Source organism: Desulfosarcina widdelii, assembly GCF_009688965.1.
Lineage (GTDB): Bacteria > Desulfobacterota > Desulfobacteria > Desulfobacterales > Desulfosarcinaceae > Desulfosarcina > Desulfosarcina widdelii.
Genome location: NZ_AP021875.1, coordinates 2,113,109 through 2,136,663, shown reverse-complemented (window position 1 = coordinate 2,136,663; position 23,555 = coordinate 2,113,109). Strand labels below are relative to the sequence as shown.

Genomic DNA, 23,555 nt, shown 5'->3' with positions numbered 1-23,555 from the left:
CTTGAAGGTACCACCCGTTGCCAAATGCCCCATTCATCAATATGATGGCATTCGTCCGTCTTCGCGGACGGGGCACTCAGCTTTGGATCTATTGTGAAACAGACTGGGAAGAGTTGAATATCTTCAAATGATCCTTGAACATTTTCAAATCGCTCTTTTCACCGTAAAATAGCTCATCTTCCATTTTATCGTTCTGTTTGATTCCTGCAAGAAATTTTGCGATGTCGACCTTTTGGTCAATGTTATAATTGCTTAAAATGGCAATGGTTTCCATTATCGGCGAACCGCCACCGTGTACGCCGGCAATCTGCCATACGCCGCCCCATGCCGAACAGGTCAAGTCGGAGATGCTCCGAAAGCAGCGATGAATATCCTGGGAAGAGACGCCTTTTTTTCTTTTCAGATATTTTTCAAGAAAAGGCGCTGTTTTTTCGCTGATAAAGTCCTCTTCGAACGGCAATGTCGCCGGCAGGCCTCCGGCTACAGCCACCAGGATATTGTGCTCGTGGTAGATGTTCTCTCCGGCCAGCCGCCGGCCCACGTTGGAGTATATCGGATTGGGAATCATTACCCCCGATGACGATCTTGTGGCCTGAACCGAACTGGCGATACCGGCGGCATAGACCAGTTCGGCAACGGCGATAAGATCGGCGGTTTCCTGACGAATATGCTGGGCTTTTTCAATGCCGCTGTAACGTGCAACCAATTGGGTGAAGCCCATGATTACATCGGTAACGCCGGGCTTGCAGCCACAATAGGCATGTCGGTGATAATTGGCAAACAACAGGGCCAGCCGACCGGCCTCCTGATACTCACCGCACATGAAAACCCGCTCCCAGGGAACCAGGACGTCGTCGAAGATCGTCACGGCGTCCGAACTGCCATAGTTATTCATGGGCGCTTCGAATTTTTTTCGTGCCCTGGGTGCCGATGCCCTGTTGATCAGATAAACGCCTTCGGTATCGGCCTGCACGGCAAAGGCCACCGCATAATCTTTTTCAGCTTCGGTCATTACCCGCGTAGGCAGTACGATAATCTCATCGGCGTAAGGTCCCATGGTAATGTGGACCTTGGCACCACGCACGATAATGCCTTCCTTTGTTTTTTTTACGACCCGCACATATTGATCCGGATCATCCTGGGCGCCGGGCCTTTTTGACCGGTCGCCCTTGACATCCGTTTGGGCAAGGGCGGAGGTAATATCGTTCCTTTGGAAATAGGCCGCAAACGCCTTGGCCCTGTCGTGATAATCGGTCCCGTATTTCTCGTCCAGCTCTTTGGTTACCACATACAGGGCATTCAGGCCGTCATTGCCCATGCACCGCTGCATGCAAAACCCGCAATTGTGGATACCGCACCGGGTGGACTTCTGTTTGGCCAGCAGGTCTTCCACACTTTGATGCAGATTGCACCAACGGTTGATTTCGCTGCCATCAATGTGGGATTGGGTCGTTATGATGCCTTTGTATTTTTCATCCTGAGCCATGTCATAGGTCATGGCGATCACATTCCTGCCTGGCACAATGAGGGGATGGTCTCTGCCGACAAGTTCCCCACCCATATAGATATTTTTTTTCATGGCGAGTTGTCGATCAACCCACGCTTCTGATGATATTATCATATTTTCAACTCCTTATGTGCAAATTAGATAACGATTGCGCTCCGATAGACCCCTTCGCCTTCTTCAAAGAGAATCATCTGGCGACGCCGTCTAAAATGGCTTTTTCGATGAAATTCCCAGAATAACCGGCGGCGGCAAGCACCTCTCGGGTGTGTTCTCCCTGCCTGGGTGCCGGTCGATAAACATGTTCGTTTTTCCCGGAGGACCGTATCGGGCACGCAATAAAGGGAGGCAGTCCGGTTTCTTTATCATTTTTAACGATCATTTCTCTCGCGCTGATCTGGGGATGGTCCGGCACTTCGTTAAGCCTCAGAACGGGAGTGATGCATGTGTCGGCTTTCTCGAACAAGGCGACGACTTCGTTCAATGTCTTGGTTCCGAAAAACGCTCCGATTTTTTGAAAGGCTTGTTCATCGGTGGAAAATTGCAACTCTTCAAGATCGGGGCGCTCGGCAATCCGGCAAAACGTCTTCCAGAATTTCTCTTCCCTGTTTCCCATGCAGACATGCCGTCCGTCTTTGGTTGGATATACCGCATAACAGGCTTCCCCGCCGTTGAAATAGGATTGCCCGGCCTCCGGTGCTTTTCCCGAAGCCAGGTATTCGGCCATTTCAAGGGGAATCAGCGACAAAGCCGTATCCGTCATGGAGATATCGACGTATCTTCCTTTTCCAGTTCTAAGGGCGCCGATATAGGCCGCCAGGACCCCGACGACCGCCATGACTGCACCACCCATGTCCGCCACCTGCAATCCTGGAGGAACCACCGGTCCGTTCTTCAGTCCGGTGAGTCCCAATGCCCCGGCAATCGCCATATAGTTGATATCGTGGCCAGGTTGCCTGTTGAACGGCCCGTCTTGACCAAATCCAGTAAGGGAACAATAAACCAGGCGTGGATTGATTTCGGCGAGCGTTTCATATCCCAGCCCCAGACGGCCCATGACACGCGGCCTGAATCCTTCGATCAGAACGTCATAATCTTCAACTAGCCTTTTGAAGATATCCACGCCCTCGGCGGTTTTCAGATTCAGGCAGGCGGATTTCTTGCTGACATTCACAGCGTAATACCAGACACTTGCATCATCGTACATCGGACCGACAATGCGCATATAATCTCCGTTGCCCGTATCCTCTATTTTCACCACTTCCGCACCCATTTCCGCCATCAGTTTGGTTGCATATGCGCCGGGGGTCAGCCGGGTGAGATCCAGCACCTTAATTCCTTTTATGGCATCAAACATGGTTTCGTTTCCTCATGACATCATTGTATAGCCGCCGTCCACGGTCCACACCTGCCCGGTCACGTATGAGGCTCCACAGGCAAGAAAGCAGACCACCTCGGCGACATCTTCGGGCTTTCCAAGCGCTCCCATCGGAATACTCTTGATCAGCCGAGACCGCGTTGCCATATCCAGGGCGCTGTTCATATCGGTGGATATGATACCGGGTGCAACGGCGTTTACATTAATACCCATTTTCGCGACCTCTTTGGCGAGGGATTTGGTGAAGCCGAAGATTCCAGCCTTGGACGTGCCATATACGGTATCCCCGGGATAGCCGACGATGCCGATCACAGATGAGATGTTGATGATTTTTCCGCTGCCTTTCGTCAGCATCGCCGGCAGAACCGCACGGGTGCAGGCCAGCATCCCTTTCAGGTTGGCATCCAAGACTTTGTCCCAATCAGCCGGTTCCAGCTTATGCAGCTTGCCTCCCCGCCAGACACCGGCGTTGTTTACCAGAATGTCGATACCACCCTTTATTTTGATTGCCGAAGCGACCATTTTCTCAACCGCATCGAGATCGGAGATGTCGGCCTGAATGGCCACAGCTTGTGATCCGGCAGCTTCGATCAACTGAACCACCTCTTGGGCGGCACTCGGGTTGCTGACGTAATTCACGGCAACGAAAGCCCCCTCTTTTGCCAGGGCAATGGCGATCGCTCTGCCAATTCCTCGCGATGCGCCGGTGACCAAAGCCACTTTCCCATGCAATTTCATATATTTCTCACTTTCTTAATTTTCTTCGCTGTATTTTTCCACTGCTCGTTTTGGGTAATTCCTTTATAAAGTCTATTTCTCTCGGGTAGTTATGTTTGGACAAGCGATCTCTACACAGCTCGATCACATCCTTTTTCAACGCTTCGGAGGCGGTATAATTCTTGTTCAAAACGATAAACGCTTTCACGATTTCGCCGCGAAGGGTGTCCGGCTTGCCGACCACCGCACATTCGGCCACAGCAGGATGCTCGATTATGCAGTTTTCTACCTCGAACGGCCCGATCCGATAGCCGGAACTTGAGATGACATCGTCTTTGCGGCCCACAAAAAAGTAGTACCCGTCTTCATCCCGGTAGGCAAGATCGCCGGTATCGAACCAGTTGTCGTCAACAAAGCTTTTACGGTACTTTTCTTCGAGCCCCCAGTACCCGTTGGAAATAAAGTGATCGTTTTGCTTCACACAGATGGAACCGATTTCGGCGTCTTTGCAATCGCAGCCGTTTTCGCCTTTCAGTTTTACTGTAAATCCGGGAATCGGTTTTCCGCACGAACCCGATTTTATCCCAAAGCAGGGGTTGTTGCCGATTACCATGGAGACCTCGCTGATACCGTACATATCACGAATCGGCGTTCCAAATTCGGATTCGAACCAACGAATCACTTCAGGATTTAGCGGCTCACCGGCGGATGAAAGATATCGGAATCGGGGTTTGTATTTTTCGGCCAACGCCTTACCGGATGCCATAATTGCCCTGAAAGCTGTGGGAGCCGCAGTAAAGTTTGTTATTTTTAACTTGGCAATTGTTTGGTACCAGCTTTCGGCATCGAAACCGGGCTCAAATACGACCAGCGCCGCGCCAAGTGCCATCGGAGCACTGCCAGCAGAAAGTAACCCATAGACCCACCCTGGATCTGCGAAACCCCAGAACATTTCGTTTTCGTGAATGTCGAGGCAGTATTTGGCATAGGGCAGTACGGACAGGATCGCGTTGTGAGAAATGGTAGTCCCCTTGGGAGGCCCGGTTGTCCCCGACGTATAAACCAATAATGCAAGGTCATCGGTAGTGGTTTCGACTTCTAGATCGGCATCATCGGCCTCCTTTATCAATTTGCCGAAATCTGTCGTTGTTGTTTCTGACGGGTTCTCGCTTTCAGGGTTCACCACAATCACCTGGATCTCTTTGAGAAGATCGGAAATCGAAGTAAGCCTATCGAGGTTGCTTTGGTCAGTGATCAGTGCCTTGGCTTCACTGTCTTGAATTCGATAGGCGATTGCGTCCGGCCCGAATGCCGTGTACAGCGGCACATCGACCATGCCCGATTTCCAGGTGCCCAAGAAGCTGACATAGGTTTCGGGTATTCGAGGCAGTAACCTCGCTACCCGGTCACCTTTTTTTAATCCCAGGGATTGCAAAGCATTAGCGAACTTGTTGGTGAGACTCCTCAAATCTCCGAATGTGAACACGTTGACATCGAGTTTTTGTTTGACGTGGTACAATGCGATTTTTTTGGGATCTTTCGTATTGCGATCCAACACCGCTTGGGCGATATTGAATTGTTTTCTCCAGTCCCAGTCAAAAAGTTCATCACAGAAGTCATCCCACTTAAAATCATGGTAAAGTTTTTCGTATTGCATCTGTTCTCCTTACTTTAAAAATTTTGGTTTTCGAAAAGCGCAGGTGCCGATAGTTCAAAGATCAAAGTGAGACTGAAAGGTTGAAACACTGCTTCAATTTGTTCCAGATGTTAAAACCTGGATTGAAATGGCCCTGCAAAGTCGTGTCAATTAAAAAAATATAGTCTATAAATTCGCTATCCAGAAGTGCCTTGCACATTCTAAGCTCTAACAAGAATTATGCCAATTTTGATTGAACCAATTGCAACCTGAATAAATGACTACGCTTATCTTTGTTGGACGCATAGAGTCATCCTTACAGGTTGGCGCAAATTTGCACCGTAATCGTATCTAAGATATAACATATTTTCCAATTATTTATGTAAATTATTTATTATATCTACATATTATAAATTCTTTAAAACCATTTAGCGATATTGCTTCTTGCTATAATCTCGAGTCGCCAAAGACCACACCACAGTTCAACTAACTGTTTTAGCGATTTATTTAGTAAAATTACTTGCCAACAGACATTGGGTTGGAAGATTAAATTGGTGCGATATTGCACCGTACGATTTACCGAAATTCCACTTGTAAAATAAAAAAGAATAATCATTTAAATAAGTAATGTTGAGAATCAACGATTAGGCACAAGAATTGCTGTCATAACCTGAATAAATTCCATATTCCTTGCATAATTCATAATTTTAACGCTATTCGGGAGTGTCGAAAGGGGAATTTGGTCGAATTTCATAGGCGGCTTTTAGACCAAAGCGTTATTAAAGGAGTAGAAGTTGTTGAATCGATTTTCAAAGCGCTTTATTCACCTTGTTGAATGTTTTTACTCTGACCAAATGATTCTATCTATTGAACCCACGCTTGGAGCCTTTCTCATGTCAATCGGTTTGACCGACGCTTCTTCACTGAATGCAGTCGATGCAAAGGGTGACGGATTTAAATCGCTTATAGCATTTACCGGCATAATGTCTTTCACGCTGATTGTATCTATCGCTCTGGTCCACACTCGCCCGGCAACTCACCTGCTTCAACGGGTTGCAAACATACAAAAAATCGAGTTCGGATGTTTCTCATGCCTTCTGTATTCCCAATTAATGGGACTTATGGAAAAAGCCAGTCTAACGAAAATTATTGATAGAGCGTTTTCGGCTATTTATTCCAAGGTAACCCTTGCTTTTTGGGCATTTATCCCCTGCTGCATCTTAGATCTGTTTGTCCTTAAAAAAGTTATGCGTCGACCAAAAAGATTTTATACAATGCAGAAATCCGCTTAATAATACAATATATGGCGAATTAACCTATAGAAAAGAAAGAAGATATCGTGAAAAAGATTGATAAGCATGGATGTTACTATCACTACGATAATAAGTACGACAGTTGGGATTCGCTTTGTGAGAATTTCAAGTGGGAAATCCCCGTTGAAATGAATGCGGCCTTTTATGTGTGTGATGCCCATGCTGATGACAAAAGCAAGGTGGCAATATTTCATGAAGATTTCTTGGGAAACAAGGAAAAATTCACCTTCTGGCAGATGAGAAATATTACTAACCAGCTGGCCAATTATCTCAGTCACAACGGGGTCAAACCAGGTGATCGAGTGGCCATCTGCATGTCCCAGAGACCTGAAACATTGTTTGCAAACATTGCGATCTGGAAAACTGGCGCTGTTTCAGTGCCACTGACAGTCCTTTTCGGACCGGACGGATTGGAGTATCGCTTAAAACACAGTGCTGCCAAAGTCGCTATTGTCGAGGTGGGTACCATAGACACCTTGAGAAGTATCAAAACACATATATCGAGCCTGAAACAGATAATTGTGGTAGGGGATGCTGAAATGCAAGACGATGAAGTAACCTTTGACCAGGCAATTGAAGGCATGCCCAAGCAATTTCAGATGGCGGTGCTCAATGCCGATGACAATTTGGTCTTGATTTATACGGGCGGTACAACGGGAGATCCAAAGGGTGTGATTCAAAAGCATGCTTATATCTTTAGAGGCCCGGGCCATTTTGCAGCCTTATGCAACGGGGAAATTAGACCTGGGGATGTATTCTGGAATCCCGCCGATTTCGCATGGACTGGTCCCCTATTCGACTTGGCCTTCCCTGCCCTGTTTTATGGGAAGCCTCTTTTGACCTATATGAGCGGCGGAAAGTTCGAGGCCGAAAAAGCGTTTCAACTGATTCAAGACTATGGTTTGAGCATTCTATACATTCCACCAACGGCTCTTAGAATGATGCGGCAAGTTGAAAATCCAGAGCAAAAATATGCCCTAAAATCCTTACGCGTGCTGGCAAGTGGGGCGGAATCCTTCGGGGAAGCCTTGCCGAAGTGGGTTTCAAAAACTTTTGGTTCTAAAACAGTGGTGCATGAAATGTACGGTCAATCAGAGGCTACTTTGCTGACGGTCAATTGCCAGCGGTACTTTGAATACAAGTTTAATATTGGAAAAGCGGTGCCTGGGCTTAAAGTCGAGATCTTGGATAAGAACGGCAGTGTACTGCCTCCTGGAAATCAGGGTGAAATCGCCGTCGCTTCCTTAGATGGGAATCCCGTTGTAATGAAAGAATATTGGAAAAATCCTCAGGCCACAAAAGAGAAATTTAAAGGGAACTGGATGCTGACCGGGGACCTGGGGGTCAAGGATGCAGACGGATACTTCGTATTTGTAAGCCGAAAAGACGACATAATCATCTCTTCAGGTTATCGAATTGGACCGTCTGAAATTGAGGACATCCTCACGAAACACGAAGCTGTTCTGGAGGCTGCTGTTATCGGAATCCCGAACGAAGTGCGTGGTGAGATTCCTAAGGCCTTCATAGTCTTGCGAGAAGGATTCCGGGGCTGTGATGCACTCAAGGCTGAACTAAAGACTTTCGTAAAGCAGCGGCTTGCCAAGCACGAATATCCAAGAGAGGTTGATTTTCTGTCTGAATTACCAAAAACAACCACCGGCAAGGTGAAAAGACGCGATTTACGAGAACGCGAAGGACCGTAAACTAGTTGTTTCGTACGCATCGTTAAAAGACATCAAAATTTTGAGATTAGCATGAATAATCCTAATAAGTGTTAGAAAGGATTATGAGGATGAAACTAAATCGAGGAGATTTATTTAAGGAGAGTGCCTACGTTTTAGTTTCATTTAGCATATTTCATCAACTCATGAGGAGACTATCCGCGGTCGACAGATCTCTATATGTTAATATGAAAGAATTCCACGATGGTATGAATCGAGGTTTTTTTTCCAAAATTCCTAATAAATGAAAATTCTCTCTTCTTTGGAAAATTTCGGAAAGCTAGACTTAACACCTTAAAAGAGAGGAGTGAGATGCAAAAGTATAAATGTTGCCGTTTCAACAAATATTAATAATTTAAAATGGAGGATGCATCATGGTCGATAAGGTAAAGATCAAGAAAACCCGAAGAAATAATTTTGAGTTTGACGGAACAATCGCACTGGCGGTGGGTATAATGTTTGTGATGTTATTGGCAATAAACTTTTCTGAAGCAAGAGCCGAAGCAAAGTATAATTTCCGTTATCCCAGTTGGGAATCTCCTGGTTCCTGGCATAACGAAAATTTCTATTTTTGGTGGACTAATCGAGTAGAAGAGCTTTCAAAAGGCGATGTCAAGTTCGATCTATTTCCTGGGCAGGTTTTAATTAAGGGCGCTAATCACTACGAGTCTACGAGGGATGGCATTGTAAGTTTTTCTCCTGGTGCAACGTCATACGAGAAAGATACCTTGCCTCTGGCAACGATAGAAGAACTACCTTATCTTATAGATGTAGTTGGAAAGGATCACAATACATATTTTAAGATGCATGACGAGATGCTATCTGCTGGGTTGCAGGCGTACTACCACAAAAAAGGTGTTCATTACATCGCCGGGTCTTTGTTGGAACCTTATGGAATCTGGACAACCAAAAAATGGGGGCCGATAAGAAAGCTGGAGGACATAAAGGGTTGTAAAGTGCGGACTCCTGGTGGCGTTCTTAATCAAACATTGGTTGCTTTGGATGCTATACCAGTAGCAATTTCGGTTGTGGATATGTATACGTCTTTGCAATCAGGAATTATAGATGGTGTGTCACTAGCTGAAGCTTCACAAATTTCCCATCGTTCATATGAAGTAGTTAGGTATGCCTCTAGAGTAAACTTAGGAGGCCCCGGAATCCATATATGGGCTAATCTAAAAACATGGAATGAGTTACCACAGAACATCCAGGACATCATGATGCAAGCCGGCAAAGATATGCGCAACCATTATGCGAAAGCACAGAGCAAATATTGGAATGAAACTACTCCAGCAGTACTAAAAAAAGCCGGAGTAGAGCTCATCGAGATTACACCTCAAGAGAGAGCAAGGCTACAGGCTGCCACGGAATCGGTTCGCCAAAACTGGGTGGCAAAATATGGTGACGCAGAAAACGGGTTGGTCAAAAAACTCCTTAAAGTGATCTACAAGTATTATCCTGAAAAATAGAGTCACGTTAAACCTTTTTGTAGATTCATATAACCGTTTGATCTAAAGAAAGGGGTACGATATGAATTTAAATCGGAGGGATTTCTTTAAGACTGGTGGATATGCACTGGGAGCAATTGGTCTCTCGCAGATGTTAACCTTTAAAGCTCATGCACTCGATAGTGCTCCAGATGTGGACGTATATGCATTTCACTGCGGTGTGCTAAAAACAAAAACCCAGTACCTGCTCAAAAATACACGGATTGGAGTACCGTTTGACGTCCCCGTTCCCTTTTTCCTCATCCGCCATGGCTCTTCATGGATTGCCTTCGACACAGGCAACAACGCTGCTGTCGCCATTGACCCGGAAAAATACTGGGGAAAAGCGATCTGTGACGCTTATACCCCTGTAATGAAACCACATGAAGCATTTAAGGTCCAAATAAAAAAACTTGGACTAAAACCTGCAGATCTCAAGGCCGTAATCATGAGCCATGGTCATTTAGACCACTGCGGAGCTCTAGAAGATTTATCGGGAACCGGAGTGCCAGTATACATACAAGAAGACGAACTTTCCGAGATTAAAAAACAAATCGCAACAGGAAAAAAGACGGCCTACATTCCTGAAGATTTCAAAATGATTAATACGGTAAATATTCAACCGAAAAACGGGTTGTTGGATATTTTTGGCGATTCCACCGTAGTGCTTTTTCCTACTCCTGGTCATACAGTAGGACATCAGTCGATATTTGTTCGAACCAGTGATGGACAAAGTCTTATCCTGGCGCAAGATGCCTGCTATACTTTGGAAAATTTGACTGCCTCAATTCCACCAGGATTGGCCTATGATATTCCTGCCTCAATGGTAAATATCTATCATTTCCGAACTATGAGCATTATGGGTGCGCATCTGGTGCCTCCCCATGACCCTGATTTTTGGAAAGGGAAACCATTGGCGCCACAAAAGTTTATTATTTAAAAAATCCAACCCACAACGCTATTGTCTAATTGTTTCTAAATCCGAAAGTAGGCGATTGTCTAACTTTCCTCAGATGCAAGGCAGCCGTCGTGGCGTTATAGTCGGCCATGCGCCTTGGCGGCTAACGCCGAAGATGCGGGGAGATTCACAACCCGCAAGGGTTACACCTTTTGAGAACAAAAACCGGAAACAAACTCCTAAAATCAATACGTTAGGCTATTATTAGAAAGAGTGGACATGCCCGTTTTAGTTAAAAGGAAGAAGAAGTTACCGGAAAAACAATCAAATTAGAACCTTTTTCAAAAATACCGAAGTAGTGTTTTGACACAAGCTAGCTGAACCATACCCAGGAAATTCTCTACATGGTATTCGTAGTAGACAATCAACCTCCTGAAGTTATTAAGCCAGGCAAAAGGACGCTCTACCTTCAATCTACGTCGATAGCGTCTGAGTTTCCTGCCGTCCTAAATTTTCTGTTTTTTCTGGCCTTTACTATGTTGGGCAATCATTTCAACAACGCGCTCGTCAAGGAACCTGTCGTCCTGTTTATTGCTGTTGTAAGCCTTGTCTCCAACCAGCTTGTCCGGCGCATATTCGATAAAACTTCTGTCAATCGTATCATCGACAAGCTTTCCCTCGTGTGGCCAAGCGCTTTCCACATGGGCGGCGACAGGAACACCTGCAGAGTCTCTGATTGCCTTGATTTGGGTGATTTTTTCACGCTTTGTCTTGCCTACAGTAAGACCCTTTTTCTTGCCGGAACGAAGCCACCTTCAATGAACACTTCACGGATATCGATCTTATCGTGTTCATTAAGGTCTTCGACCAGCTCAATGGCAATGCGTCTGCGAAGCCATTGCTGGAAACGTCGATGGCATGTCGGTTACGGCAGATACCTCTGGGGTAATTCGTTTCATGATGCATCGGTTCGCATTATCCACAGTATACCATTGAGAACATCGCGTGGATCTCTTGCCGGTCGCCCTCTGGTATCTTTTACTGGCGTTGAAGCTTTGATAATGGGCTATAACCATTCCCATTGTTCTTTTGTGAACTCCATACTGATTGTACTGCATATTCAAGATGTTATGAATGTATTTAATTTTAATTATTTCGTATTATTAAAGAGTCGCTTCGTATTGTAATTAATTTGTATTAGTTACGGGACAATTTGTCGTTGATGCAATACTACTCCTTTTGAGATACGTTCCAATCAAAATTCTGCATCTCAGGTGACGGGGCCGGTGAGATCCTACTGTTACGAAAAATATGAAGTTCTGTTCTGAACGTTGCCGGAGAAAAAACTATGAGATTGGAAAAATTTACCGTAAGTATGATAGGCTTGTAAACACAACGTTGCATGGACATCATCGGATCGTTCTAAGATATGATTTTATTTACTTTCGGGGCATTAAAAATAATGAGAAATGCCATTGTATTTCAACTTTTAGTAGAATGGATTCTATGGAGGCCCGCTTTTGTTACCATTATAAGGGGATTACATTTCCCTGTCCCATGGAGGCAAGGTTGAATTGCCCTATATAGCATTAAAATAGCTGTAGCGGCTTTAATATTTGGACTTGATAATTTGCGTAATTGGCAACCATTTTGCTTCTAAAGCGACAGTATACATAAACCATCAAAAAATAAAACCATAAAAGTCTTAAATAAATAAGTTGTCGCTTCTGAACATTTTTTCCAATAACAAGTAGATATCTTTGTCACGGTCGTTAAATCAAACTTCGCATTATTTCAGGTGCAGGTACAAGGTACGGCTCAGCTATATAGTGAAATTTCATGATAGCTTTCTATTTAATGAAAATTTCGCAAGTGTTATGGAATTGAAATGAATTCACCGCATAGACAACCTCAAGAAGTATAGAACTTAGAACGGGGGTGTATTGGGGCACTACGGTCGCAGATGGAAGATAGAGTGTCTATTTGCTTGGTATCATATAGCTTAAAAAGGCTCATTGACTGTTGATAATTTCATGCTGATAATTTCTTCGTCATGTTATAACGATTATGCACTATCATCCTTCGCCGATATTTTTAAGCTGCTTCACAATACCATTTGGATCAAAATTTATTTCCTGACAGGTTGTTGAAACAGAGGACAAACTACCGAAAAATTAGATTTAGTGGTAGAAATTTTTTTACGGCCATGTTTAGGAATATTTTGGGGTAGAAAAAAATGATTTTCAACAGGCAGTAAAATAGAGCTTTGCTTTAACCACTGTAATTTGTTAAACACGCTCATTACCGTTCGATATTTAATCATACAAAGATAGTCTGAAATTGAAAATTTAGGAGACTCATTCTTTACTCTTTTTCTTGGCAACTCAAGTTTAGGAAGGCACCCTAAAATGATACAAAAATTCAATAAAATTATTATTTATTCGGTAACTGTATTGGGGCGGATTGGAATGTTTGCCATTGCTGGGTTGATGATAATTATAACGGTTGATACGATACTCCGATATTTTTTTAACAATGCCTTTTTGTGGACCTATGACATCTCTACATATCTTATGGTGGGGTTTACATATTTAGCCATAGCTTATACTGAATTACGTGAAGACCATGTTACTGTCGATATGTTTATTGTTCGCTTCAGTAAAAAAACACAACTCATTCTTAATATAATTAATCGCCTTATTATGCTTGGACTTTCTATCTTAATAACACGTCAATCTTGGATACGTATTATAGACTCATTGCAAGTAGGCAGGGTATCATCCGGCCCGGTAGGAATACCCCAGGTACCCGTCGATATCACAATGTTCATTGGCTGTCTGGGACTATGCTTTGTTCTTGTTGTTAAGCTAATCAGTTATGGTAGCCAACTTTTCGGTTACAAGTCGGTATCTGGTCCTAAGATGTTTTAGTTGCAGCATATATTAATAAAGATGATTTTATGAATATATAATAATATTATAAGAATGAATATTTAAGTATTCATAAATTATTTCTATTAAATAATCTGAATGCTTTGATAGGAGGCGTAATATGTGGGCTGTTACGGCATTAGTCTTTGTTTTTTTAATGATATTATTGATGTGTACGGGACTACCTGTTGCGTTTATATTGCTCGCAATAGGCTTCGGAGGTCTATGCATGAGCGTAGGTGTAGACGTAGCCCTATCGATATTAGACGAAAACATGTACTCAATGGCTGCAAACCAGTCACTAGCAACCGTCCCGCTATTCGTATTGATGGGTCTGATATTCCTCAAGAGTGGAATCGGTGAAGATTTATTTATGGCCGTGCATAAGTGGCTGGGAAGGGTTCCCGGATCTATGGCTGCAGCCAGTGTTGGAGCTTGCGGCATTTTCGGAGCCATGTGTGGTTCGAGTACGGCAACTACAGCCTCGATTGGTACGGTAGCGGCACCCTCAATGATCAAACTCGGGTATGATAAAGGCCTCTCTTGCGGGGTTGTGTCTGCTGCCGGCGCGTTGGGGCCAGTTATCCCACCAAGTGTTTATATGATTGTTTATGCGGTTTGTGCTGAAGAATCGATAGGCAAACTGTTTAGCGCCGCCATTGTACCGGGAATACTTTTAAGTGCTCTAATGATCCTTGAAGTTATTGTTCTCGTCCGAATGAACTCGGATCTTGCCCCTACCTCAGAATCAAGCAGTTGGACCGAAAAATATCAGTTGTCTAAAGGGCTTATTGTGCCTGTTATAATAGTAATTGTGGTCTTAGGCTCAATCTATGGGGGCATTGCTACACCGACTGAAGCAGCTGCGCTAGGAGTCTCGACTAGCATTATTGTTGCTTTTATAACTAAAAGGATAAATCTTTCTGATTTTATGGATGCACTAGCCACTACGACAAGTTTCAGTTGTATGATTATGTTGTTAATCATCGGTGGATCGCTTTTGAGTAAACTATTTGCGGTTGAACTGATTCCACAAAAGCTTGGAGCATTAATAGTTGGTTTGCCGATTCATCCTTTACTAATCATGGTCGCCATCCAGATGGTTATTTTCGTGGGAGGGTTCGTTATAGAAGGATGTGCACTGATAATTATCCTTACGCCAGTCTTTCTTCCCGTCATCAAAGCACTAGATTTTGATCCTGTCGTTTTTGGGGTTGCCTTTATGATAAACCTTGCGATGGCAGTTATTACTCCTCCCTTTGCAGTTAACCTTTTCGTTATGAAGGGTGTAATGCCGGATGTGGAGTTCACTGTGATTGCAAAAGGTGCTTTGAAATTCGTATTTGCCGATTTGGCTGTACTAGTTCTTGTTATTCTTTTCCCTTGGGTATCTCTATGGCTGCCTTCAGTAATGAAATAAAACAACACTTCAATAGGGCATTCTCAAACAAAACTATTTGATAAAATAAAAGAATTAATGAATAACGCAGAGGCATCAACGGAAAAATGCACTTAAAGTTGAGAGAATAAACAAATTTGAGCAAGGAGAATTAGGATATGAAAGGCGCAATGAAAGCATTACGTTTGCACAAGACCACACAGAAGATTGTAGATGGTTTGAAACTAGAGACTGTACCCATCCCAGAGATCGGACCGCGGGATGTCTTGATAGACATCAAGGCAACGGGGCTTTGTGGTTCAGACATACATTTCATTGATGGATCATCAATTTTGCCAAAATTCCCAACCATTTTAGGGCATGAGACGGCAGGAATAATTTGTGAGGTAGGGTCCGAGGTAAAAGACTACAAAGTGGGGGACCGGGTATGCGCTAATTTTGCTACGCCTTGCGGGAAATGCTATCAGTGCCTAACGGGAAGACCGTCGATATGCCCGAACAGGAGTATGATAGGAGTGACGGATGATGGCGCTTATGCAGAATATGTAAAGACTGCCTCCAGCGCACTGATTAGGCTGCCAGATAATATCCCTTTTGATCAAGGAGCTGCCGCAACAGATGCCGTAGCGACACCTTTTCACATGATCAGTAAACGGTCTGGTATGAAACCTGGGGATACAGTTGCGGTTTTCGGGTTGGGAGGTCTGGGGATTCATGCCGTTGAAATTGCACGGATGTATGGGGCGGGTATGATCATCGGGGTAGATGTGGACGATTATATTTGTGAGAGAGCAAAAAAACTTTTCGGAGCAGATGAGGTGATAAACTCAAGAAAAATAGATGCAGTAGCAGAAATAAAGCGGATCACCGGAGATGGCGTGGATATCTCTTTAGAGGTTGTTGGAGTGCCGGAATCGCAGTTGCAGGCAGTAAATTGTTTGAGACCGGGTGGCCGTGCTTTAATGGGTGGATTGGGAGCGGCGCCAGTAGCCATGCCTAATACGGGAATATTTGTAAGGCGTGAGTGGGAGGTTCTTGGATGTTATGCTTTTGAAAACCTTGAAATAGAAAAAGTTCTCAAGTTAGCATCAGCAGGGAGGCTTGACTTGAGCAAGACTGTTACGTCGCACATTAAGTTGGAAGACATAAGTGTAGGCCTGCAGGATCTTCATCAAAAAAAAGGTTATCCTATAAGGATTGTGGCAGTGCAGGACTAAGCTGAGCTGAGGTGGTGCGGAACCGATTACCGTTAATCCTGTTCTTCAATCACCTCTCGCGCCTCCATGTCATCGTATCCCCGTTTACGGCAAATTTGCTCCAGATACTTAAATGGTTTCCAGTTCGGGTTCCGAGGGTCATGAGCTTGGCCGCATGAATATCGGATTTTACGCAAATCGCCATTTTGATCCATGACCTTGGATCTTTGGAGCTTTGACCGAAGCAGCTCCAAATATTCCCGTATGAATCGCTGATAAATGTCTGGCTGCTCCAGATCGATGTAGGTCTTGCTTGTTAATGTGAAGGTGTTGTGCATATGTGAAATCCTCCTAAAAAACGCAGTTTACTGCGTATATTTGAATTTTCTTTTCAGTGCGAAAATTTGGAACAATCAAAAGCGCGGTCTAAATCCCAAGAACGAGATCCAGTCACCGGTTATTTTTCTTGCATACGAGCACTTCTCATGTAACGGCCAAAGCATTCACTCATCTTAAGATTTATATCTTTAACAACACCTGATATTCATCTACATGCTCTTGCTGAGTCAAAAACCGTGACTGCGGATAGTTCATATAAATATGCGTTTTACCAGTTTTTCCATCTCGATTCTTATCAACTTTTAAGATGACTTTCTGCGGCATATAAACGTCCTGAGAACCAGTTTTATCCGTAGGGTTATCCCAATACATCATAGCACTAAAATCCGCGATAAAGAGCTTTTGGATCGATTCGGATATCATATCTGACCCTATCTCTGCACCTTTTCCCTTGCGATAGGCTTCACGGTTCAACTGGGTGGCTGTGATGATGGGTATCTCGAAATTAGCTGCTATCGATTTCAAGCCAGACATTATCTCTCCCAGCTCAAGGCGGTAAAATTCTTTCCGTTCATCGGGTACCATCAAATCTAAATAATCAATGTAGACTGACTTTACTGTTTTCTGATCAGGATTTTCATTCAACTTACCGACCAAAGACGATATGGTAGCTGGTGATATTGAATGTGCCGGGAAATACTCGATTTGTATTGACGAGTTGTATGGCGCCATCAATTCATTGATCTCTGCCCTTATGCTTTCTGGCGTTAGATCACCACTTGATAGTCCATGAAGCATTTCCTCTTTGGTTTTATTGAATAGCGAACAATATAGACGGACCCACGTTTCGTATACGTAGTTTTCCATAGTGACGTAGAGAAAGACTCTTTCCGGTGTATCGTCCATACCAAAAGATTCGGAGCCTATGACAAATGGCGAAGGGGGCGTCATCATTGCCGCGCGTTTAGCAAAATTCATAAGTAAGACCGATTTGCCACTACCGGATGTGCCACCAAACAGATGAACCCGTGAGGGCTGAAAACCGCCATTCAGAAATTCGGTATCCAATTCCGGTATTCCGCTGGGAACCACATTGGTCTTTGAGTATTTCTTTCTAATTTCGCAGATGATTGAATCAACACCATCGGATCTGGTATTAAATGAACTCACCAGATCGGACCGCGTCTTCAATTCATAATCTGCAACTGTCGAAGAAGCAGTCTTTACGATATCGACAAATTCGTTAATCACCTCATCAATTGTATCAAACGTTCCGTCCCTCACGATTTCGCGGTATTTATCGAATTGTTTGTATGTAGCGTTCAACTTACAGAAAGCAATCAGCTTTTGTATTGTTCTTTTCCATTGCCCATGATCCGGTTCATTCAACTGACCTGATTCGTATAACTTAATCAATGAAATATTTTCTTTAAATTTTTCTGAAACCGAGATTGATGTAATCAATTCGACCATTGTTCCACCGTTGATCATGTGTTCGCATGCCTTTTGGATGAGTTGCTGTTTGTTCATCATGTCAACCGGCAAATCTCCTTCGTAAAAATGTTTTTTCGACTGTTCGAAAAATGTCAATAAATCTCGATAATCGGACATTTCCAACTGGGTGTTGCTTGGACCAAAAAGCAGGCCGTAGCAGCCGTTTAAAAAAGTTTCGGTAATCATCTTTCATTTCCTCCAGTACAAATACGAATTCATCGTAATTATTTTTCTGTTTGAATATTTGCTAATTTAAAAGCTCATATTATTAGCTATCATATGAGCTTATATTACATAATAGATAATATACTTAGACTAATTATTTGGTCGGTTGAAAGCCACCTTTAGGTGGATTTCAATTGACCTTAGATTATATATATTTATATATATTATTATAACATCTAATTTCAGTTTAATTTCATAAACTTACATTCAAAAAATAGGTTTAAGATCGATCTAATCAGGATTAAGTCAGGTTTTTTCTGGATTAAATCCGATCCATTAACTTGCCTTTTTAGCATCGTTCTTTTTTGGTGTTTTTGCTCAGTCTCTTATAGGAAAACAGACAACCGTATTGCTGACTTTCAACTGCTTCGTAACTTTCAATAAGACCAGCGTCATGTACCTCTTCAAACAAGACTTTCAAACGCTGAATGATTCGTGATTTTTGTGTTTCTCGCCATGCCAGACGATGAGCCAGAAAATCGGCGGTATGATTTTTCGTCCTTGATCCAGTGATGATTAAGTAACGATACAGTAGCTGGGCATCCGCCGATAGCTGGTATAGCACCGGATTGATTGACCAGGAGCCACCGCAGATCGTGTTATGGATCATGGCCAGGCCCAATGGATTCATGAAACCGAATTTGTAGACTCTCTCCAGAATTCTGCCATCGGCGCCTTTGACCTCATCCAGTAGCCGGTAATCTAAAAGCTTACTGAATTGTTGATCAGTACCAAGATTCGACCAATTGCTGTATCCAAGGAACTGTCTATTTTTTTTACTGGCTCTAATCGTACGGACCGAATAATTGACTTTCAATCTGGCCGTGGACGTCCTGTCGATCACATTATACAACTCCGCGGATGATAGTCTTTTCAATGATGGGTGAGACCTCATGACTCGGTCTGAAATCGAATCGATCACCACATAATCATTCATGGCATGACACAATCCGACGAGGTCTTTTTCCAGGTCCAACGATCCGTTGCCGGCCATATTCAAAATGGGTGTGAGCAATTTAAGTTTTTCCAAATTATCACCGGATAGTTTCGATGGGTATTGACCACCGAATTTTAATGTCCAATTCCGACGGGCAATTTCAAACCAATGGCTGACGAAAAAATCCAGTAAACGATAGGAATGATGGGTGAAGTATCCACCCAAGCACTGAAAAGTTGGAATACCGGACCCAAATTCAGTGAATTCAACTGGAATATCGGGATCGAATTTCACGCGCTTTCGCGGCACAACTGGGTACGTCCGAAACATGATCCCTTTGTCTCCGAGCACCTTCACTGAAGCGTCTCTCCTTTGGTTTGAAGGGCCATTTCAACCGCTGCACGAATCCATTGTGCCATTGAAATCTGCAGGTCATCGGTTATCTTTTTAATCTGGTCGAAATGTTCTGATGGCAGCGCCACACTTAATGATTTTGAAAATTGCTTTGTCCTCATGGTTCCTTCCTCCTTGTTAAATGAAATGACAGGCACATAAAATGGCCATATCATTTATTTGTTCTATAAATTCTGGTGTCTTAGTCTCAGTTTGTAACTCCGCTTTGCCTTCAAATAGAAATGGGGAAATCCCGATTTTGAGATTCCCCCATAATCACTATGGTCTCAGCTGACGATCTATATACCGACCACCCTTTGGATACTATCCTTCCATTCAACTATTGGGTTGTCACTGTATCTCCGGTATATCGCCTTGATTGAAGCGTCCGTCTGTCCCCGCTCAATTCTTCGAATCTCCTGCATCAAATATGGGTCTGCGCCTTTCTTTAACGGTCCTAAATGATTCAATTTCCCTAACCATATCTTATCGGTTACGAATGGAGAGAGATCGCTGATAAGCGCGTCTATGTTTGCCGTATCCAGCATCGGTTCAGCGCTGACGCTCGTTTGGAAACCACGTTGATATACATGCTTTAGTGACGCCTTACGTTCCGAATACGATGGTGCACCCGGCTCCCAGAAAGACAATATTTGATCATCGCAAGCACCGATAGTGAACCTGAAGATAATTCTGTACTGACGATTAACATCGACATCAATCTCGTACAAATCGCGGTATCGTTCAAAATCATCACAAATTCTCTTTACGCAATCAAAATGCGGTTTGCTGACAACGAGGACTTCATTGCCTGCTTCAAGCAGCTTTCCGAGCACCACCATACAAGCATCCAAATTATTTGGCGTTATATCATGGGTGGTTGGAAACATTATTCTGCCGGACAATTTTTTTCTCTTCTTTTCAACATCGTGCATCCGAACCTGTTCAAGTGGCCAATCTGCCTCTGTTAACCGTTTGAACCGATATACTTCTCTTGCTTTGGCGTAACAATAAATACAATTGTGCGAACAGCCCGTACAGCAATTAGCGTAATTGGGTGCCCACTGTCTGGCACCGTAGTTGTTTTTCTTCATATCTTCTTCTCCCTTTTTCAAATTAAATTTAAAACAATTATTATTTGCCTTATTATCAATATGTTCTTCATAAAGAGGTGCGAAGACTCCAAGTTTGAGGCTCGATTAAGGAGATGCTGCAAAAAGAAAGGCGGCCCCCAATGGAGACCGCCCCGAGAATAACGCACATTTAGCTGCGCTTTTTTTAAAAGGTGAAACCCAGCTCCTTGTGTTTGCGGTTTACCCACTCCTCAAAAAGGACGAAATAGTGGATATTGGCCAAGGCCCTATTGAACAAGGCGTTTTCGCCAGTTAGATCGTCTATTGACAGTCTCAGCTCCTGAAACAAGTAATCTTCCAGCTGATCACGGAACAGATAGTCCCTAATATGATATTGTACCAACCGCTTGGGCGTTTTATCGCCCAAAGCGATTTTGTCCAGCTTCTTGTAGCCAATTCTGTTCGGGTTCCAGTAAAAGATGCGGCCGGCGCCCCCTGTGCGGTTCCAGGTGGTAGAGTCGGCGGAATAGACAGGGGTGTAAGCAATCTTTTCGAATTCAGTGCACCCGAGAAAGTGAACCTTGACGCCTTGCTGGTAAATTCCATCCACGATCCGGCACAGTTCGGCCTGGCCTGCAAATTTAAGTTCCCCGGACCCGATTGCGATGAGTTTATGGCCCCGGTTAATGTAGGTCTGTATTTCAGGACCGTAGCAATCGTGTACAACCGGGACGGGAAGCCGGTTGTCGTTCTCTTGGCTTCGCCTGAGATAAGGCAGCCGGAATTGCTTGACCCGACAAGTAAGCCCGGCATGTTCGGTGAGTCACTCAAGCATGACGGGTTCCACGAGTATCCCGTCCAGTAAGACCGATCGCATGGAAAACCGTCCAGCTAGCGCCGCTCAGCTCGAATCCGTGCCTGTAGAAAATCTTGTTTACTTCCGGCTTGGCCCGTAACCGGTGAGAGTGAACGGGGCCAAGACGGTAGTGCGGTCTGGCCGCATAGGCCAGGAAAGCTGTTTCCCGCAGCTTCAGTAGACCATGGAGGTCTGCCCTTTTTCAGGGCAATGGTTTTGATAAAGCCAGAGGCTTCTTCGAGGAGTGCGGGCCACTCGGTTTCTATCACTCCGGAAAGCTGGCGGATGGCTTTCACAAGATGATGCTATACGCTGCGAAAGTGTGCCGATAGGAAGGGTGACGTAGCTTGGGAAAGCATAGGGCTCGACTGGAACAGGATGATGTATCTCCCGCACGGCCGAGCCCGTAAAATCGGATGGCTTTATCAGTCGAGGTAATCGGCTTGCTGCAGGATGTTCTTGAAGCGCCGGCGCTTCCGTTCCAGTCGTTTCTGGTAGGTGTCGTATGTGATGCCCAGTTTCGTTGCGACAGCATCACGATCTTTGGCACCTAACAAGACTGCCAGGTCGTCCTGACCGAAATGGTCCAGGGCCATCTGCATCAGTTCCTTTCCGATCAACAAATCCTCCGGGCTATCGAGTTCGAGCAACTCCTCGATGCCGTTCTTTTCGTAGGGTTCGTAGGAAGCTCCCGAACGTTCCTCTATTTTTTTCCCATCCTTTTTTTGACCCTTTGTAACCGAGGATGTCCTACCAAGGTATTTTTTGCACTTCTTGACCATTGACAGGACACCGTAATAGCAAAAGGTGAGCACGTAGGTCTGCAAGCAGGATTTTTTCGGATCGTGTCGCCGATGCATGTGCCGACGCTCGAATTCCCATTTCAGGTATTCGATGATTTCCTGGCGGGTGATGCCGTACTCACGAAACAGCCACTTTACCCGTTTTTGGATGGATTGATTCATCCAGATTTTACCGCCTTGATGGATGTTCCGGGTAATGAGGCGAAAGGATTCGATCAGCAGCCGGGTTTCTGGTTTCAATGACCATTACCACCCAGGCTGGATTCCTTTCTTCGGGGAAGGTTGGTGGATGCGGATTTTTCGTCGGCGGCTGAGGAAATTTCAGCATCAATGGTGCGTTTGCGAATGTTCATTTGTCATAAGTCCTCCTTGATTTGGATTTTCTCCCTTGAAAAACGGGTGCAGGTGGAGGTGGAGAGGCACCTGTTCAGGACGGATCGCGTTTCCGGCCCTAACCCACACCCGTTACATCATTACCTTACCGGCAGCGGATAACCCGAACCACCGGGTGCTCTCGGGTAGGCCGGCGCTGTGGATTGGCCGGCTCCTTTGGCATTTGCCAGTTGAGCCTTGATGTGCTCTTTCAGCTGATACAGATTGTAGTTCAAGATGCTGATTTCACAGCCGTCCAGTCGTTCATTAAAAAACGTGCATCCCTTCAGCAAACAGGTATTGCCCATCAGCGGGCAGGTTTTATCGGTCAGATTATGCATGGTTCCGGCCCTCCTTTTTGGATATGTCGGTGCCGTTTACTTTTTGCGCGGCGGCCGAAAGGGTGTATCCTTCATCCAAATAGGCCTTTATCTTGCCGATGGCCTCAACTTGACCCAGTGTGAACCGACGATAGGCCCGATCACCGGATACGACTCGGATGGCTTCAGGAATGTAGCCCTTGGCCTCCCAGTGACGGATCTGTTTCTGGCTGGCCCCGCTCATTTTGGCGGTGTCGCCGATACTGAAAGTGGTTTTGCTTGGAATTGTCATGGAAATATCCTCCGTAAATTGAATTTGAGGGCAAAAAAACATGTCCTCCTATAGATACAAAGGATACATTATTCCTGGATTGGATAGATCCGACTTAGGATGGACCGGGATGGTAAAAGGGTGGGAACCGACGGCGCAGGAAGGGCAGGTGAGACCTGTGGTATGTTATTGTAATGTTATACGATTTAAACTACAGATAGCATGGTTATTCATAGCAGTTATGCAGGTTTTCGCTTTTTTACGTTATGATCTGTCTATCAACTAACAACGTC

The 23,555-nt window shown here is 44.5% G+C and carries 21 protein-coding genes; 8 read left to right on the top strand and 13 right to left on the bottom strand.

Annotation, left to right across the window (positions count from 1 at the left end; genetic code table 11):
• Positions 1-88 precede the first annotated feature (88 nt).
• The 4 genes from GN111_RS10035 to GN111_RS10020 all read right to left on the bottom strand — a co-directional run bounded on the left by GN111_RS10035 (position 89) and on the right by GN111_RS10020 (position 5,256).
• Entirely contained in the window at positions 89-1,621 is a 1,533-nt protein-coding gene (locus GN111_RS10035; protein ID WP_197740521.1) for a 4-hydroxyphenylacetate 3-hydroxylase family protein, read from the bottom strand.
• Positions 1,622-1,694: 73 nt separating this feature from the next.
• The gene (locus tag GN111_RS10030; RefSeq protein ID WP_155303632.1) at positions 1,695-2,861 is read right to left on the bottom strand and encodes a CaiB/BaiF CoA transferase family protein; all 1,167 of its coding nucleotides are present in this window, start codon (positions 2,859-2,861) and stop codon (positions 1,695-1,697) included.
• A gap of 12 nt (positions 2,862-2,873) precedes the next feature.
• Positions 2,874-3,620, bottom strand: a complete 747-nt coding sequence (locus GN111_RS10025; protein ID WP_155303631.1) for a 3-oxoacyl-ACP reductase family protein — start codon at positions 3,618-3,620, stop codon at positions 2,874-2,876.
• Positions 3,621-3,627: 7 nt separating this feature from the next.
• Complete coding sequence (locus tag GN111_RS10020) at positions 3,628-5,256, bottom strand: acetate--CoA ligase (RefSeq protein WP_155303630.1); 1,629 nt, start codon at positions 5,254-5,256, stop codon at positions 3,628-3,630.
• 776 nt (positions 5,257-6,032) lie between these two features.
• Between GN111_RS10020 and GN111_RS10015 the strand changes: the two genes are divergently transcribed.
• The 8 genes from GN111_RS10015 (at position 6,033) to GN111_RS09975 (ending at position 16,200) form a co-directional block, all read left to right on the top strand.
• Positions 6,033-6,527 (top strand): TIGR00366 family protein, encoded by a 495-nt coding sequence (locus tag GN111_RS10015; RefSeq protein ID WP_170302206.1) that lies wholly within the window; start codon positions 6,033-6,035, stop codon positions 6,525-6,527.
• Between the two features lie 47 nt (positions 6,528-6,574).
• Positions 6,575-8,251 (top strand): acetate--CoA ligase, encoded by a 1,677-nt coding sequence (locus GN111_RS10010; protein WP_155303628.1) that lies wholly within the window; start codon positions 6,575-6,577, stop codon positions 8,249-8,251.
• Positions 8,252-8,643: 392 nt separating this feature from the next.
• The gene (locus GN111_RS10005) at positions 8,644-9,738 is read left to right on the top strand and encodes a TRAP transporter substrate-binding protein (RefSeq protein ID WP_155303627.1); all 1,095 of its coding nucleotides are present in this window, start codon (positions 8,644-8,646) and stop codon (positions 9,736-9,738) included.
• A gap of 61 nt (positions 9,739-9,799) precedes the next feature.
• Positions 9,800-10,696 (top strand): N-acyl homoserine lactonase family protein, encoded by an 897-nt coding sequence (locus tag GN111_RS10000; protein ID WP_155303626.1) that lies wholly within the window; start codon positions 9,800-9,802, stop codon positions 10,694-10,696.
• Between the two features lie 362 nt (positions 10,697-11,058).
• Positions 11,059-11,841, top strand: coding sequence for a hypothetical protein (locus tag GN111_RS33880; protein WP_231715710.1), 783 nt, complete (start codon positions 11,059-11,061; stop codon positions 11,839-11,841).
• A 1,221-nt stretch (positions 11,842-13,062) separates the two neighbouring features.
• A complete protein-coding gene (locus tag GN111_RS09985) occupies positions 13,063-13,584 on the top strand; it encodes a TRAP transporter small permease subunit (RefSeq protein ID WP_155303624.1) in 522 nt (173 codons plus the stop codon).
• Positions 13,585-13,705: 121 nt separating this feature from the next.
• Positions 13,706-15,004, top strand: a complete 1,299-nt coding sequence (locus GN111_RS09980; protein ID WP_155303623.1) for a TRAP transporter large permease — start codon at positions 13,706-13,708, stop codon at positions 15,002-15,004.
• A gap of 137 nt (positions 15,005-15,141) precedes the next feature.
• A complete protein-coding gene (locus GN111_RS09975) occupies positions 15,142-16,200 on the top strand; it encodes a zinc-binding dehydrogenase (protein ID WP_155303622.1) in 1,059 nt (352 codons plus the stop codon).
• Between the two features lie 32 nt (positions 16,201-16,232).
• Here the strand turns inward: GN111_RS09975 and GN111_RS09970 are convergent, their stop codons facing one another.
• The 9 genes from GN111_RS09970 to GN111_RS09930 form a co-directional block, all read right to left on the bottom strand.
• Positions 16,233-16,517, bottom strand: coding sequence for a hypothetical protein (locus tag GN111_RS09970; protein ID WP_155303621.1), 285 nt, complete (start codon positions 16,515-16,517; stop codon positions 16,233-16,235).
• Between the two features lie 181 nt (positions 16,518-16,698).
• A complete protein-coding gene (locus tag GN111_RS09965) occupies positions 16,699-18,198 on the bottom strand; it encodes a DnaB-like helicase C-terminal domain-containing protein (protein WP_155303620.1) in 1,500 nt (499 codons plus the stop codon).
• Positions 18,199-18,526: 328 nt separating this feature from the next.
• Positions 18,527-19,531, bottom strand: a complete 1,005-nt coding sequence (locus GN111_RS09960; protein WP_155303619.1) for a hypothetical protein — start codon at positions 19,529-19,531, stop codon at positions 18,527-18,529.
• Entirely contained in the window at positions 19,528-19,689 is a 162-nt protein-coding gene (locus GN111_RS09955) for a hypothetical protein (protein ID WP_155303618.1), read from the bottom strand. The genes GN111_RS09960 and GN111_RS09955 overlap by 4 nt, the downstream gene beginning before the upstream one ends.
• 177 nt (positions 19,690-19,866) lie before the next feature.
• Entirely contained in the window at positions 19,867-20,661 is a 795-nt protein-coding gene (locus GN111_RS09950; protein WP_155303617.1) for a radical SAM family protein, read from the bottom strand.
• A gap of 184 nt (positions 20,662-20,845) precedes the next feature.
• On the bottom strand, positions 20,846-21,250 hold the full coding sequence (locus tag GN111_RS09945) for a hypothetical protein (protein ID WP_155303616.1): 405 nt from the start codon (positions 21,248-21,250) through the stop codon (positions 20,846-20,848).
• Between the two features lie 671 nt (positions 21,251-21,921).
• Complete coding sequence (locus GN111_RS09940; protein ID WP_155303615.1) at positions 21,922-22,539, bottom strand: hypothetical protein; 618 nt, start codon at positions 22,537-22,539, stop codon at positions 21,922-21,924.
• Between the two features lie 233 nt (positions 22,540-22,772).
• Positions 22,773-23,012 carry a hypothetical protein gene (locus GN111_RS09935; protein WP_155303614.1) on the bottom strand — a complete coding sequence of 80 codons (240 nt, stop codon included), beginning with the start codon at positions 23,010-23,012 and terminating at the stop codon, positions 22,773-22,775.
• Positions 23,005-23,283, bottom strand: coding sequence for a MerR family transcriptional regulator (locus GN111_RS09930; protein WP_170302205.1), 279 nt, complete (start codon positions 23,281-23,283; stop codon positions 23,005-23,007). The genes GN111_RS09935 and GN111_RS09930 overlap by 8 nt, the downstream gene beginning before the upstream one ends.
• Positions 23,284-23,555 lie beyond the last annotated feature (272 nt).

What these genes read in the sequence shown, in the direction of transcription:
- GN111_RS10025 (WP_155303631.1), bottom strand. Translation starts at nt 3,620, where the DNA reads ATGAAATTGCATGGGAAAGTGGCTTTGGTCACCGGCGCATCGCGAGGA.
- GN111_RS10035 (WP_197740521.1), bottom strand. Translation starts at nt 1,621, where the DNA reads ATGATAATATCATCAGAAGCGTGGGTTGATCGACAACTCGCCATGAAA.
- GN111_RS09965 (WP_155303620.1), bottom strand. Translation starts at nt 18,198, where the DNA reads ATGATTACCGAAACTTTTTTAAACGGCTGCTACGGCCTGCTTTTTGGT.
- GN111_RS09970 (WP_155303621.1), bottom strand. Translation starts at nt 16,517, where the DNA reads ATGCACAACACCTTCACATTAACAAGCAAGACCTACATCGATCTGGAG.
- GN111_RS09950 (WP_155303617.1), bottom strand. Translation starts at nt 20,661, where the DNA reads ATGAAGAAAAACAACTACGGTGCCAGACAGTGGGCACCCAATTACGCT.
- GN111_RS09955 (WP_155303618.1), bottom strand. Translation starts at nt 19,689, where the DNA reads ATGAGGACAAAGCAATTTTCAAAATCATTAAGTGTGGCGCTGCCATCA.
- GN111_RS10000 (WP_155303626.1), top strand. Translation starts at nt 9,800, where the DNA reads ATGAATTTAAATCGGAGGGATTTCTTTAAGACTGGTGGATATGCACTG.
- GN111_RS33880 (WP_231715710.1), top strand. Translation starts at nt 11,059, where the DNA reads ATGGTATTCGTAGTAGACAATCAACCTCCTGAAGTTATTAAGCCAGGC.
- GN111_RS10020 (WP_155303630.1), bottom strand. Translation starts at nt 5,256, where the DNA reads ATGCAATACGAAAAACTTTACCATGATTTTAAGTGGGATGACTTCTGT.
- GN111_RS09980 (WP_155303623.1), top strand. Translation starts at nt 13,706, where the DNA reads ATGTGGGCTGTTACGGCATTAGTCTTTGTTTTTTTAATGATATTATTG.
- GN111_RS09930 (WP_170302205.1), bottom strand. Translation starts at nt 23,283, where the DNA reads ATGACAATTCCAAGCAAAACCACTTTCAGTATCGGCGACACCGCCAAA.
- GN111_RS10005 (WP_155303627.1), top strand. Translation starts at nt 8,644, where the DNA reads ATGGTCGATAAGGTAAAGATCAAGAAAACCCGAAGAAATAATTTTGAG.
- GN111_RS10030 (WP_155303632.1), bottom strand. Translation starts at nt 2,861, where the DNA reads ATGTTTGATGCCATAAAAGGAATTAAGGTGCTGGATCTCACCCGGCTG.
- GN111_RS09985 (WP_155303624.1), top strand. Translation starts at nt 13,063, where the DNA reads ATGATACAAAAATTCAATAAAATTATTATTTATTCGGTAACTGTATTG.
- GN111_RS09935 (WP_155303614.1), bottom strand. Translation starts at nt 23,012, where the DNA reads ATGCATAATCTGACCGATAAAACCTGCCCGCTGATGGGCAATACCTGT.
- GN111_RS09975 (WP_155303622.1), top strand. Translation starts at nt 15,142, where the DNA reads ATGAAAGGCGCAATGAAAGCATTACGTTTGCACAAGACCACACAGAAG.